Source organism: Bradyrhizobium sp. LB14.3, assembly GCF_040547985.1.
In the GTDB taxonomy this organism is placed as follows: domain Bacteria; phylum Pseudomonadota; class Alphaproteobacteria; order Rhizobiales; family Xanthobacteraceae; genus Bradyrhizobium.
Window position 1 is genome coordinate 189,226 of sequence record NZ_JBEPQT010000003.1, and the last position, 12,423, is coordinate 201,648.

Annotated in this window: 12 protein-coding genes; 3 read left to right on the forward strand and 9 right to left on the reverse strand. The window is 64.8% G+C overall.

Annotation, left to right across the window (positions count from 1 at the left end; all coding sequences use genetic code 11):
* Window positions 1–618, forward strand: coding sequence for a hypothetical protein (locus ABIB00_RS08140; RefSeq protein WP_354103980.1), 618 nt, complete (start codon window positions 1–3; stop codon window positions 616–618).
* Here ABIB00_RS08140 and ABIB00_RS08145 read toward each other — a convergent pair.
* Both ABIB00_RS08145 and ABIB00_RS08150 read right to left on the reverse strand, forming a co-directional pair.
* Window positions 615–851 (reverse strand): hypothetical protein, encoded by a 237-nt coding sequence (locus ABIB00_RS08145; RefSeq protein WP_354103981.1) that lies wholly within the window; start codon window positions 849–851, stop codon window positions 615–617. The two genes, ABIB00_RS08140 and ABIB00_RS08145, sit on opposite strands and share 4 nt — an antisense overlap.
* Entirely contained in the window at window positions 848–1,870 is a 1,023-nt protein-coding gene (locus tag ABIB00_RS08150) for a methionine synthase (protein ID WP_354103982.1), read from the reverse strand. Before ABIB00_RS08150 ends, ABIB00_RS08145 begins: the two co-directional genes overlap by 4 nt.
* Window positions 1,871–1,979: 109 nt before the next feature.
* Here ABIB00_RS08150 and ABIB00_RS08155 point away from each other — a divergent pair, with 109 nt between their 5' ends.
* A complete protein-coding gene (locus ABIB00_RS08155) occupies window positions 1,980–2,588 on the forward strand; it encodes a 2-hydroxychromene-2-carboxylate isomerase (RefSeq protein WP_247446436.1) in 609 nt (202 codons plus the stop codon).
* The gene (locus ABIB00_RS08160) at window positions 2,588–3,574 is read left to right on the forward strand and encodes an NADPH:quinone oxidoreductase family protein (protein ID WP_354103983.1); all 987 of its coding nucleotides are present in this window, start codon (window positions 2,588–2,590) and stop codon (window positions 3,572–3,574) included. Before ABIB00_RS08155 ends, ABIB00_RS08160 begins: the two co-directional genes overlap by 1 nt.
* Before the next feature lie 59 nt (window positions 3,575–3,633).
* On the opposite strand, the gene ABIB00_RS08165 is transcribed toward ABIB00_RS08160, so the two are convergent.
* The 7 genes from ABIB00_RS08165 to ABIB00_RS08195 form a co-directional block, all read right to left on the reverse strand.
* Window positions 3,634–4,524: a crotonase/enoyl-CoA hydratase family protein gene (locus tag ABIB00_RS08165; RefSeq protein WP_247446438.1), complete on the reverse strand. Its 891-nt coding sequence runs from the start codon at window positions 4,522–4,524 to the stop codon at window positions 3,634–3,636.
* 99 nt (window positions 4,525–4,623) lie between these two features.
* Entirely contained in the window at window positions 4,624–6,045 is a 1,422-nt protein-coding gene (locus tag ABIB00_RS08170) for an amidase (RefSeq protein ID WP_354103984.1), read from the reverse strand.
* On the reverse strand, window positions 6,038–7,210 hold the full coding sequence (locus ABIB00_RS08175) for a M20 aminoacylase family protein (protein ID WP_354103985.1): 1,173 nt from the start codon (window positions 7,208–7,210) through the stop codon (window positions 6,038–6,040). The genes ABIB00_RS08170 and ABIB00_RS08175 overlap by 8 nt, the downstream gene beginning before the upstream one ends.
* A gap of 13 nt (window positions 7,211–7,223) precedes the next feature.
* Entirely contained in the window at window positions 7,224–8,729 is a 1,506-nt protein-coding gene (locus ABIB00_RS08180; protein ID WP_354103986.1) for a M81 family metallopeptidase, read from the reverse strand.
* A 142-nt stretch (window positions 8,730–8,871) separates the two neighbouring features.
* Window positions 8,872–10,521 carry an ABC transporter ATP-binding protein gene (locus ABIB00_RS08185; protein ID WP_354103987.1) on the reverse strand — a complete coding sequence of 550 codons (1,650 nt, stop codon included), beginning with the start codon at window positions 10,519–10,521 and terminating at the stop codon, window positions 8,872–8,874.
* Complete coding sequence (locus tag ABIB00_RS08190; RefSeq protein ID WP_354103988.1) at window positions 10,521–11,408, reverse strand: ABC transporter permease; 888 nt, start codon at window positions 11,406–11,408, stop codon at window positions 10,521–10,523. The genes ABIB00_RS08185 and ABIB00_RS08190 overlap by 1 nt, the downstream gene beginning before the upstream one ends.
* A gap of 19 nt (window positions 11,409–11,427) precedes the next feature.
* Window positions 11,428–12,369 carry an ABC transporter permease gene (locus ABIB00_RS08195; RefSeq protein WP_007602533.1) on the reverse strand — a complete coding sequence of 314 codons (942 nt, stop codon included), beginning with the start codon at window positions 12,367–12,369 and terminating at the stop codon, window positions 11,428–11,430.
* Window positions 12,370–12,423: the final 54 nt, after the last annotated feature.

Genomic DNA, 12,423 nt, shown 5'->3' on the forward strand with positions numbered 1-12,423 from the left:
ATGCCCCTTCAAAACCGCGTCACGCCGACCGGCGAGATCATTGCCACACCGCACCGCGGCCTGTTCACCGGCAACCGCGGCATCATCCATGATCCCGCGACGAAGACGCTGCTGAGGAAGCGCTGGTCGTCACCGGCCTGGATCGTTTGCCTGCGTGAATTCCGCGGCTGGCGGCGGCCGGTGATGGCGCGGCGGAGCTGGACCGAGCTGTTCTTTCTCGACGAGGCCACGGCCTTTGCCGCGGGTCACCGTCCCTGCTTCTTCTGCCGCCGCGACGACGCCAAGCGCTTTCGCGCGGCGTGGGAGACGGGCAACGGCGTGAGCAACGCGCGTGCGAAGGAGATTGATGTCCAACTGCACCTGGAACGTCTGGATCATGGTCGCAAGCGCTTGCACCCGCTGCCTGCGCCCCTCGCAGAATTGCCCGACGGCGCGATGGTGCAGCAGGGCGAAGAGAGTTTTCTGGTGATACAGGGACGAGCGCTAACGTGGTCGCCTGCCGGCTATGTCCGCGCTACGGGTGAGCTGGCGAGCCCGATGCTGCTGACGCCCCCGTCCACACTGCGCGCGCTCAGTGCCGGATATCTGTTGCTGCTGCATCCCACCGCCCTGGATTAGCGGAGCGGCCTGCCTTCTTCATCCACATTTGTCCGCGCATCGCGCAATGCCCATTCGCGGATCACCTGGCGGCACCGGGTCAGTTCGACTTCGCTCGCGGCATTCGCATCTCGCGATGCGCGCTCCACCATCGCCTTGCAGGTAAGGAGCACGGAGCGATCCTCCGCGCGCGCAGACGAGGTGATCGCCGCAAATGTTGCGACGACGAGCGCCGTCCGGATCACCGTCATCATCCGAGCTTCTCGCGTGCCAGGGCGGCACCGGCACCGAGCGCCATCAACTTGGCTTCGGCGATCTCCCGCCGCATCGGCGCCATGCCGCAATTGGTGGTGGCGATGATGTTGCTCTTGGGTACGAATTTCGACACAGCATCAATCACCTGCACGACGTCCTCGGCGGTCTCCACCGTGTCGCTGGCGACATCGATCACACCGGCCTGCACGATCTTGTTCTTGAGCAGCGCGAGGAGATCGAGCGGCACCTTCGAATTGCGGCATTCGATCGCGACCTGCTGGATAGGGCTGGCGTCGATCGCAGGAAAGATCTGCTCATACTGCCGCCATTGTGCGCCGAGCGTCTCCTTCCAGTCGGTGTTGGCCTTGATGCCGTAGCCGTAGCAGATGTGCACGGCGGTGGCGCAGGTCAGGCCTTGCGCCGCGCGCTCCAGCGCCTTGATGCCCCAGTCGTTGACCTCGTCCATGTAGACGTTGAAGGCGGGCTCGTCGAACTGCACGAGATCGACGCCGTCGGCCTGGAGCGCCTTGGCTTCCTCGTTCAGGAGTTCGGCGAACGCAAAGGCCATCTTGACGCGGTCGTCATAGTAGCGATCGGCAATGGTGTCGATGATGGTCATCGGGCCGGGCAGGGTGAACTTGAGCTTCTTCTTTGTATGCATCCGCGCGACGCGCGCCTCATCGGCGTGGACGCGGCTCTTCAGCCGGAGCGGGGCGACCACCTGCGGCACCATCGCCTTGTAGCGATCCTTGCGGATGCCCATCTCGACCTTGTGGGCAAAATCGATGCCCTCGATCTTCTCCAGAAAACCGTGGACGAAATGCTGCCGGGCCTGCTCGCCCTCGGTGACGATGTCGATGCCGGCGTCCTCCTGGACTTTGACGGCAAGCATGGTCGCATCGCGCTTGGCGCGGACGAGCTCGTCGCCTTGCGACTTCCATGGCGCCCAGAGCATGTTGGGCTCGGCGAGCCATTCCGGCTTCGGCAAGGAGCCGGCGATCGTGGTTGGAAACAGCATGGCGGCCCTCCCGGCGGGTTGTGTTGCGCCCCTTCCTGCCATGTCTTAACGTCGAGGTACAGAACAACAAAAGTCGCCTTGAAACCCGCGACGCCGGACCGGAAACGCCATGATCGAATTCTTCTTCGACTGTTCCAGCCCCTGGACCTATCTCGCCTTCCACAACATCCAGCCGCTCGCCAAAGAACTCGGCGCGGAGATCATCTGGCGGCCGATCCTGGTCGGCGGCATCTTCAACACGGTCAATCCGAGCGTCTATGCGCAGCGCGAGACGCCGGTGCCGCTGAAGGCGCGCTACATGAAAAAGGACCTTGCCGACTGGACGCGCTCGGCTGGCCTGTCGATCAAGATGCCGCCGACGGTGTTTCCGGTGAACAGCGTTAAAGCGATGCGCGGCTGCATCTGGCTCGGGCAGGAATCGGTGCCCTTCGCCACGGCGGTGTTCGAGACCTATTGGGGCGAGGACAAGGATATCTCGCAGGACGCAGTGCTCGCCGAAATCTGCAGGAAGGTCGGCGTCGACGAGCAGAAATTCTTCGCGGGCATTTCCGGGCAGCCGATCAAGGACCTGCTCAAGGCCAACACCGAAGAGGTGGTCGCCCGCGGCGGCTTCGGCTCGCCGACGATCTTCGTCGGCAAGACCGACATGTATTTCGGCAACGACCGCCTGCCGCTGATCCGTGAGGCGATGCTGCGCCGCAAGGCGAGCGCGGCCTGATGGTGCGGGCTGTCGTCTGCCGCGCGCTCGGCGCGCCCGAAACGTTGCAGCTGGAAGAGTTTCCGTCGCGCGAGCTGAAGCCGGGCGAAGTGCGCGTCGCGATCCGCGCCGCTGGCTTGAATTTTCCCGACGTGCTGATGGCGGCCGGCGAATACCAGCTCAAGCCGGAGCTGCCGTTCACGCCGGGTATGGAGGCGGCCGGCGACGTGACCGAGGTCGGCGCAGAGGCAAGCGGCGTCGCCGTCGGCGACAAGGTCATCGTCAAAATGCGGCACGGCGCCTTCACGGATGAAGCCGTGGTGACGCCGTCGCAGCTCACGCCGATGCCATCGACGTTCGACTATGCGGAAGCTGCGACTTATCTCGCCGGGCATGGCACTGCCTATCACGCGCTGATCGACCGCGGTCGAGTCCAGCCGGGCGAGGTGCTGCTGGTGCATGGCGCCGGCGGGGGCGTTGGCCTTGCTGCCGTCGAGATCGGCAAGATGCTGGGCGCGACCGTGATCGCGACCGCTTCCAGCGACGAGAAGCTTGCCATCGCGAAATCCCGCGGCGCCGATCATCTTATCCGCTACGACCGCGAGCCGTTTCGTGATGCGGTGAAGCGTATCACTGACGGTCGCGGGGCCGACGTCGTGTTCGATCCCGTCGGCGGCGAGGTGTTCGAGAATTCGATGCGCTGTATCGCCTGGGGCGCGCGGCTCCTCGTGATCGGCTTTACCGGCGGCATCGGCTCGGCCAAGACCAATTTGTTGCTGATCAAAGGCGCCAGCGTGCTCGGTGTGCGTGCCGGCGAAGCCGTGCGGAAAAATCCCGCGCTTGGCGAGGTGCGTCTGAAGGCGCTGCTGACATGGGCGGAGGAGGGCAAGCTGCGGCCCAACATCTCGCACCGCCTGCCGCTGGAAGATTATGCGAAGGCGATGCGGCTGTTGCTTGACCGCAAGGCGATCGGGCGTGTGGCGCTGATGATGCATGGAGAAAAGTAGGGTGGGCTAGCGAAGCGTAACCCACCACTTCTCTCGAAGCGCCAGAAAGTTAAGAGGCCTCACTTGTACTCCCGCTCGGTCCACCACGGGAAATAGTCCGGCATGTCGCTCGACACCTTGTTCTTGAACTGCGCAGGGCGCTTCTCCAGGAACGACGTCACGCCTTCCTTCACATCGTCCGAGCGGCCGCGGGCGTAGATGCCACGGCTGTCGACCTTGTGGGCTTCCATCGGATCGTCGGCGCCCATCATGCGCCACATCATCTGGCGGATCAGCGCCACCGACACCGGCGCCGTCTTCGCCGCAAACTCCTTGGCGAGCGCACGGGCGGTCGGCAGCAGATCATCAGGGGCTACGACTTTGCTGACGAGACGGCCGGCGAGGGCTTCCTGGGCTGGGAAGACGCGGCCCGAATAACACCATTCCAGCGCCTGGGATATGCCGACGATGCGCGGTAGGAACCAACTCGAGGCCGCCTCCGGCACGATGCCGCGCTGGGAGAACACGAAGCCGAACCGCGCGGCGTCGGAGGCGATGCGGATGTCCATCGCGAGCTGCATGGTGACGCCGATGCCGACCGCGGGACCGTTCACCGCGGCAATCACCGGCTTCAAGCATTTGAAGATGCGCAGCGTCACCTGGCCACCGCCGTCGCGCACCTGGGAATCGCTGTAGTCGACCTTGCCGTCGGCGAAGCGCTTTACGGGCCCGCGCCGTGCGTCGCGATCAAAGGTGTCGGCGCCCGACGAAAGGTCTGCGCCCGCGCAGAAACCGCGGCCGGCGCCGGTGACGATGATGGCGCGGACGTCGTCGTCCTTGTCGGCGGCATCGAACGCGTCGATCAGCTCCCCTTGCATCTGCGCGTTGAAGGCGTTGAGCTTGTCGGGCCGGTTCAGCGTGATGGTGAGGATCTGCTCGGCGATTTCGTATTTGATCGTCTCATACGCCATGGTGGTTTCCTTCCCTGTCCTGAATTTCCATATCGAGGAGACGTCACGCACGGCCGCCAGCGTCCGTCTTGCGCGGACTGGGCGTGTGGTGGCCAAGCTCTACGTCGCGGGCGGGCTGGGCCAGGGCTTCTGCGGGCCGCGCAGGCTCTCGAACGCCTTGGCTATGCCGAGCACGCCGATATCGTCGAAGCGGCGTCCGACGATCTGGACGCCGATGGGGAAACCCCTGGCGTCAAAGCCGCCGTTGATGGAGATCGCCGGATTCTCCGACATATTCCACGGCACGGTATAGGCGATGTGCTCGAACGGCTTCATGGGATCGTTGATCGGCGAGGCCCATTCCGCCGGATAGTTCACGTTCGGCGCGGTCGGCGAGATCACATAGTCGAGCTCGCAGAACAGCTTTGATGCCGCGGCGCGGATCGCCATGGTCTGGTTGAAGCCCCTGATGACGTCGACACCGGAGAGCTTCGCGCCAGACTCGCCCCACTTGAAAATGTAGGGCAGCACCTTTGCCTGCTCGGCGGGCGTCAGCTTCGACAGATCATCCCACATCCGTGCGCGCCAAAAGTTGTCGAGGCCGTCGAGCATTTCGCGCGTGAGGATGCCGTCGACTTCGGTGACGACGGCGCCTGCGGATTCGAACGCTTTCGCCGCCTTCACCGCGACCTCGCGCACCGGCTTCTCCAGCGCCTGGCCAACGCCGGGATCGAGCATCAATCCGATACGGAGCTTGCGCGGCGACTTCTCCAGCCCCTTCCAGTTCAGCGGCTCGGCGGGGAGGCTCATGCCGTCGCGCCGGTCGGGTTTTGCCATCACGCTCATCATCAGCGCGCAATCATCGACGGTGCGGGTCATCGGCCCCGCGACGCGGCCGACATAGGCGGGATCGATCGGCACGCGGCCAAAGCTTGGCTTCAATCCGACCAGGCCGCACCAGCCCGCGGGCAAACGAACCGAGCCGCCGATATCGGTCCCGAGATGCAGCGGACCATAGCCGGCTGCCGCAGCGGCGCCCGCGCCGGCGCTGGACCCGCCGGGATTCTTGGAGAGGTCCCAGGGATTGCGCGCGAGCGCATGGAAGCTGGAGAGCCCCGAGGACAACATGCCGTAATCGGGCATGGTGGTTTTTGCGAAGATGATCGCACCGGCTTCGCGCAGGCGCGCGGCGGGCGGCGCGTCCTTCTCGGCCGGCAGCAGCTTGACGCTCGCGGCCCCCAGCGGCACGGGCACGCCCTTGGTCGCGATGTTGTCCTTTACCGTCACAGGCACGCCGTCGAGCGAGCCCGACGGCTCGCCGCCGGTCCAGCGCGCGGTCGAGGCCTTCGCGGTCTCGCGCGCGCCGTCGGGATCGAATGCATAGAGCGCTCTAAGATGCGGCTCCCACGCTGCGACGTGCGAGAGCACGTCTTCCAGCACCTCGCTTGGCGAGAATTGTTTGGCGCGATAGCCCGCGATCAGATCGACCGCGGAGAGATCGTGCAGCGAGGTGACCGCCTCTTCGACGCTCTTTTTATGCATTGCTACCTACCGGCATACGGGTCTCGATGATCCGGGCGAACATGCTGGCACCGATCGGCAGGATCTTGTCGTCGAGCACGAAGCCGGGATTGTGCACGGGCACCGAGCCGTCGTGGCCGACCCAGAAATAGGCGCCGGGAATGGTTTGCAGCATGTCGGCAAAATCCTCGCTGCCCATCTTTGGCTGGGCGCGGGTAATCACCTTGGCAGGATCGACGACGGTGCGCGCGACCTCCTCGACCACCTTGGACTGCTCGACCTGGTTGACCAGCACGCCGAAGGTGTCGCGGATGTCGGCTTCGATCTCGCACTGGAAGGCGCTCGCGATGCCGGCGCAGATCGTGCGGATGCGTTGGCTGATCAGGGCGCGGACTTCATCGGAGAAGGTGCGGATGGTGCCGCAGAGATGCGCCTCGCCGGGGATGACGTTGTAGGCGGAACCGGCGTGAATCTGCGTGATCGAGATGACGGCGGCCTGCAGTGGCTCGACGTTGCGGCTGACGATGGTCTGGATCGCCTGCGCCAGCGTGGTCGCGATGATCACCGCGTCCTTTGAGCGTTCGGGCATCGCGCCATGCGCGCCGTAGCCGGTGATGCGGAGGTCGAAGAAGTCGGCGCTGGCCATCGCCGGGCCGGGCAGGATCGCGATCTCGCCGTGGTTGAGGTCCGGCGCGTTGTGCAGACCGTAGAGCTCGTCGCACGGAAACTTCTCGAACAAGCCGTCCTTGATCATCGCGCGGGCGCCGCCAAGGCCTTCCTCGGCCGGCTGGAAGATCAGATGCACCGTGCCGTCGAAGTTTTTGGTCTCGGCGAGGTAGCGCGCGGTGCCCAGTAGCATGGTCGTGTGGCCGTCATGGCCGCAGCCGTGGAAGCGGCCGGGGATTTTCGAGCTCCATTTCAGATTGGTGTTCTCCTCCATCGGCAGCGCGTCCATGTCGGCGCGCAGGCCGATACGCTTGCCGCTAGATCCCTTGCCCTTGATGACGCCGATCACGCCGGTGCCGCCGAGACCGCGATGCACCTCGATGCCCCAGCTCTTCAGCTTGTCCGCGACGATGCCGGAGGTGCGCACTTCCTCGAAGCCGATCTCCGGATGGGCGTGGAGGTCGCGGCGAATGGCTGTGAGTTCGTCGGCATAGCCGTCGATGCGGTCGATCGTGGGCATGTGTTGTGTCCAGTTAGCGTGAGGAGGGGTTGAAAACCGGGCCGTTCGGCTTGATGCGAATACCCGGCCGCAGGCGCGTCCATGGCAGGGTGGCTGTGTCCGCCGGCATCGCGCCGGGCGCGGCGCAGATCATCAGCATTTCCGCGATCGGCTCGAAGTCGGCGCGGAAGTGCACTGAGCTCTTGTTGACCAAAATCTTCTCTTCGGTCGGCTCGATGCCGACATAGCGGTACATCGCTTGGTCGGCGAGCTGCGCCTTGTGTGAGGAGACGACGACGCGGATGTCGCCGATGCGCAGGCAGGCAGAGGGGCCCATCTCCATCTCGCGGCCGCCATAGTAAGGGCCGGGCGCGATGAAGCGGCCGTCGGAGAGTTTTTCGACGACGAAGGACTCGCGATAGGGCTCGTCGCCGGGAATGCCGGACTTGCCGCCGAGTGACAGCGTCACGGTGGCGCCGACGCCGGCCACATGGGCGGCCTTGGCGGATTCCGGATCGTAGATCGCGCCGGTCGCAGCACTCGCCTTGTTGCGTACCAGTGCGCGCAGCATGCCCATGGTGTCGGAATCGCCGCCGGCGCCGGGATTGTCCTGGGTGTCGGCGATGATGATCGGCTTGCTCGCGCCCTTCGAGAGTTCCATCGCGTGGCGCACGCCGTCATCGGGTGACCAGATCTTGCCGTCGAAATCGTCCTCGTGGCTTTCGATCAGTTTTACGATCGCATCCGCTGCGCGATCGGCATCGGCTTGCGTCTTGCCATAGGCGAACACGCTCGGCCCGCAATCGCGGAAATCGGCGGCGGGGAAGCCGGGCGCGAAGGACAGCGTCGGAACCGCATCACTCTCCAGCGCAGCGAGCTTTTCGTAGATGCCCTTGGTCGGCTGGTCGTTGGTGCACTGCCAGCTGATCGGGATCAGGAACGGCAATTGCCTGAAGGCCTTTGCGAACTGCTGATTCGTGTCCAGCAGCAGCGCAAGATGCCTTGCGGAGGCGCGGCCCGTCTCGGCCATGTCGACATGGGGATAGGTGCGGTAGGCGATCAGCGCATCCGCATGTTCCATCATGTCGGGGGTGACGTTGGCATGGAGATCGAGGCTGGTGATCAGCGGAACGTCCTTGCCGATGACGCGGCGCACGCGCGCCAGAATCTCGCCTTCGCCGTCGTCGAGATGCTCGGTCACCATGGCGCCATGCAGGTCGAGATAGACGGCGTCAATCGGGCCGGCGGCCGCGATGCCGTCGACCATCACCTTGACGATGCGCTCGAAGGCGTCCCTGGTGACATGCGCGGAGGGGCTGGCACCGCACGCGATCGTCGGAACGAGTTCCCAGCCCTTGGCTTCGGCGCTGTCGACGAAACCGGCGAGGCCGACGTTGATGCGGCGCATCACCCTCAGCACGTCGGCGCCCTCAGTCATGGCCGGCCATCCGCCACCGTGCTGGAAGTCTGCGAAAGTCGCCTTCGTCGGAGCGAAGGTGTTGGTCTCGTGCAGGAAGCCGCCGACGGCGATACGTGTCATCAACTCAAGTCCAGGCAATTGAAAGTGCGCGACGTTAGCCCTGCCGCTGAGGCGAGAGCAAGGTGGGAAGCAATCGCGCCGTGCATGGCGTCAAGCTGTTTTGGGAATGCTTGCCGCAATCGCCGTCATTGCGAGGGAGAGACTAAGCGCTCGCCGCCACACCCTCCGACACCGGCCGGAAATTCGCAAAGTCCCAGCCGCGGCCGGGCGCTGCCTCGAGCAAGGCTCTGGTGTAAGCCTCCTTCGGATGCGTCAGCACTTCGGCGGCCGGGCCCTGCTCGACGACACGGCCGTGCTGCATCACCACGACCTCGTCGCAAATCTGTGCTGCGACGCGCAGATCGTGGGTGATGAACAGGATCGCGATGCCGAGCCGCTTCTGAATCTCGTCGAGCAGTTCCAGCACCTGCGCCTGCACGGAGACGTCGAGCGCCGAGACCGCTTCGTCCGCCACCAGCACGTCGGGATCGAGCGCGAGCGCGCGGGCAATGGCGATACGCTGGCGCTGACCGCCGGAGAACTGATGCGGATAGCGCGAGACCGTATCGGCCGGCAGGCCGACCAGCTCGAGCAGCTCGCGTGCGCGCTTCATCGCATCGGCGTGGGAGACACCATAGTTGATCGGACCCTCCGCGATGGTCTCACCGACAGTGACGCGCGGGTTGAGCGAGCGATAGGGATCCTGGAACACGATCTGGATCTTTTGCCGATGCGGCTGGAGCAGGCGACGCGAGATGTCGGAGATCTCGCGGCCGGCCAGGCGCACGCCGCCGGAGGTCGGATCGATCAGGCGCACGATGCAGCGCGCCACCGTCGACTTGCCCGAGCCGCTCTCGCCGACGATGCCGAGCGTGCGACCCTTGCGTAGCGTCAGCGTGACCTTGTCGGCGGCGACGACCTCGCGGCCTTTGCCGAAGAACGCCCGCTCCTTGTAGACCTTGCCGAGCTCGTTGGCCTCCAGCACGACCGGCTCCTTGGTCTCGGGCCGCGCGGCGCGCGGCACTAGGCTAGGCACCGCGGAGAGGAGGTTGCGGGTGTACTCCATGGTCGGATTGCGCAGGATGGAATCGAGTGTGCCGGTCTCGACCAATCGGCCCTGCCGCATCACCGCGACGCGGTCGGCGATCTCGGCGACCACGCCCATGTCATGGGTAATGAACAGCACGGCGGTTCCGTGATCGCGCTGGAGGTCGCGGATCAGGGTCAAAATTTGCTTCTGCGTTGTGACGTCGAGCGCGGTGGTCGGCTCGTCGGCAATGAGCAGCTTCGGTTCGAGCACGAGCGCCATCGCAATCATGATGCGCTGGCGCTGACCGCCGGAGAGTCGGTGAGGGTAGGAGGCAAAGATGCGCTCGACCTGGGGCAGACGCACCTGCTCCATCATGTCGAGGATGCGCTTCTTCCGCGCCTTCGCGTCGAGATTGGTGTGCGCGCGCAGGACTTCGTCGATCTGGCGGCCGACCGGCACCACCGGATTGAGCGCCGTCATCGGCTCTTGAAAAATCATCGCCATCCGCGTCGCGCGCAGCTGGCGCAGGCGGCGGTCGGTCGCGGTGAGCAGCTCTTCGCCGACCAGCTTGACGCTGCCGCCGGTGGGCACCAGCGTGCCCTTCGGCAGCAGGCCCATCGTGGTGAGCGAGGTCACCGACTTGCCCGAGCCGCTTTCGCCGACAAGGCACAGCGTCTCGCGCTCATGGACTTGGATCGAGATGCCGTCGATGATCTTCGGCCCATTGGGCTTCTTGCCGACGGAGACGGCGAGGTTGTTGATGTCGAGGATCGGGTTGGTCATCACTTGCCTTCCCGCTGCTTCATGCGCGGATCGAGTGCGTCGCGGGCGGCGTCGCCGATCAAATTGATGCTGAGGATCGCGATCGAGAGCAGCAGGCCCGGCCAGAAGATCAGCGTCGGCTTGAGCTGAAAATACTGGCGACCCTCGGCCATGATGTTGCCCCAGGTCGGCGTCTCCGGCGAGATGCCGGCGCCGAGGAAGGAGAGGATGGCCTCGGTGAGGATCGCGGAGGCACAGACGTAACTGCCCTGCACGATCAGAGGTGCGATCGTGTTCGGCATCAAATGCCGCCACATGATCTTTGGCAGGGACGAGCCGACCGAAATCGCCGCTTCAACATAGGGCTCTTCGCGCGCCGACAGCACGACCGAGCGCACCAGGCGTGCCACGCGCGGAACTTCGGGGATCGTGATCGCGATTAGCACGGTCCACAGGCTGGCGCCGGACAGCGACACCACGGCGATTGCCAGCAGGATGCTCGGCATCGCCATCAGGCCGTCCATGATCCGCATCATGACGGAATCGACCAGCTTGAAGAAGCCGGAGACAAGGCCGATCGCCAGCCCAATGACGATCGACATGATCGCCGAGCCGATGCCGATCAGAAGCGAGATGCGCCCGCCATACATGACGCGCGACAGCAGGTCGCGGCCATAGGCGTCGGTGCCGAGCAGGAATTGCGCTGAAGAGGGCTTCAGCCGCTGCGAGGGCGCGAGCTGAATCGGATCATGCGGCGCGATCAGCGGCGCGAGGATCGAGATCAGCACGATCAGCACGAGCAAGACCGTTGCCGTGGCGATGATCGGCGTCGAGGTGAGGAATCCGAAGCGCGGCCGCAGCGGCGACGTGATCGGAATGGACGACTGGGGAAGGGTATCGACCGACATATTTGTTGTTATCCTTGCCTCAGTACCGGATCCGGGGATCGAGCAGCGTGTAGGCGACATCGATCAGGAGATTGACCACGACATAGATCAACGACGTCAGCAAAATCATCGCCTGGATCACCGGATAGTCGCGCGCCAGCACCGCATCCACCGTGAGACGGCCGATGCCGGGGATGTTGAACACGCTCTCGGTGACCACGACCCCGGAGATCAAAAGCGCAAAGCCGGTACCGATCACCGTGATCACGGGCACGGCCGCGTTCCGCAGCGCGTGGCGCATCATCACGGCGACCTCGTTGATGCCTTTTGCGCGCGCGGTGCGGACGTAGTCCTCGCCGAGCACGTCGAGCATCGCCGCGCGCGTCATGCGCGCGATCAGCGCGATGTAGATGAAGGACAGCGCGCAGGTCGGCAGGATGATGCGCTCGAAGAACGGTCCAAAACCGTTCGAGATGCTGCGGAAGCCCTGCACCGGCACCCAGCGCAGGTCGATGGCGAAGACCTCGATCAGGATGTAGCCGACCACGAACACCGGCACCGAGAAGCCGAGCACGGACAGGCCCATCACGAAACGGTCGATCCAGGTGCCGTGCTTCCACGCCGCGATGACGCCCAGGGGAACAGCGACGATGACGGCGAGAATGATGGTCGACAGCGCGATCGAGATCGACGGCTCCACGCGCTGGCCGATCATCTTCATGACGGGCAGGTTGGAGATCAGCGAAGTCCCGAGATCGCCGTGCAGCAGCTTGTTCAGCCAGGTGATGAACTGCACGATCAGCGGCTCGTTTAGGCCCAGTGAGGTGCGGATGCGCTCGAGCCGTTCCGGCGTGGCGTTGTCGCCGGCGAGAATTGCCGCGGGATCGCCCGGGGTGAGGCGGAGCAGGAGGAACACGAACAGCGCCACCACGCCCATCACGGGCACAGCTGCGAGAATTCGGCGAAGGAGATATCCGAGCAAGTTGGATCCCGTCAGATTAGAGTCAAATCAGAGGCCGCGGCTGCAGCCAGGGTT

What these genes read in the sequence shown, in the direction of transcription:
- ABIB00_RS08140 (WP_354103980.1), top strand. Translation starts at nt 1, where the DNA reads ATGCCCCTTCAAAACCGCGTCACGCCGACCGGCGAGATCATTGCCACA.
- ABIB00_RS08145 (WP_354103981.1), bottom strand. Translation starts at nt 851, where the DNA reads ATGATGACGGTGATCCGGACGGCGCTCGTCGTCGCAACATTTGCGGCG.
- ABIB00_RS08150 (WP_354103982.1), bottom strand. Translation starts at nt 1,870, where the DNA reads ATGCTGTTTCCAACCACGATCGCCGGCTCCTTGCCGAAGCCGGAATGG.
- ABIB00_RS08155 (WP_247446436.1), top strand. Translation starts at nt 1,980, where the DNA reads ATGATCGAATTCTTCTTCGACTGTTCCAGCCCCTGGACCTATCTCGCC.
- ABIB00_RS08160 (WP_354103983.1), top strand. Translation starts at nt 2,588, where the DNA reads ATGGTGCGGGCTGTCGTCTGCCGCGCGCTCGGCGCGCCCGAAACGTTG.
- ABIB00_RS08165 (WP_247446438.1), bottom strand. Translation starts at nt 4,524, where the DNA reads ATGGCGTATGAGACGATCAAATACGAAATCGCCGAGCAGATCCTCACC.
- ABIB00_RS08170 (WP_354103984.1), bottom strand. Translation starts at nt 6,045, where the DNA reads ATGCATAAAAAGAGCGTCGAAGAGGCGGTCACCTCGCTGCACGATCTC.
- ABIB00_RS08175 (WP_354103985.1), bottom strand. Translation starts at nt 7,210, where the DNA reads ATGCCCACGATCGACCGCATCGACGGCTATGCCGACGAACTCACAGCC.
- ABIB00_RS08180 (WP_354103986.1), bottom strand. Translation starts at nt 8,729, where the DNA reads ATGACACGTATCGCCGTCGGCGGCTTCCTGCACGAGACCAACACCTTC.
- ABIB00_RS08185 (WP_354103987.1), bottom strand. Translation starts at nt 10,521, where the DNA reads ATGACCAACCCGATCCTCGACATCAACAACCTCGCCGTCTCCGTCGGC.
- ABIB00_RS08190 (WP_354103988.1), bottom strand. Translation starts at nt 11,408, where the DNA reads ATGTCGGTCGATACCCTTCCCCAGTCGTCCATTCCGATCACGTCGCCG.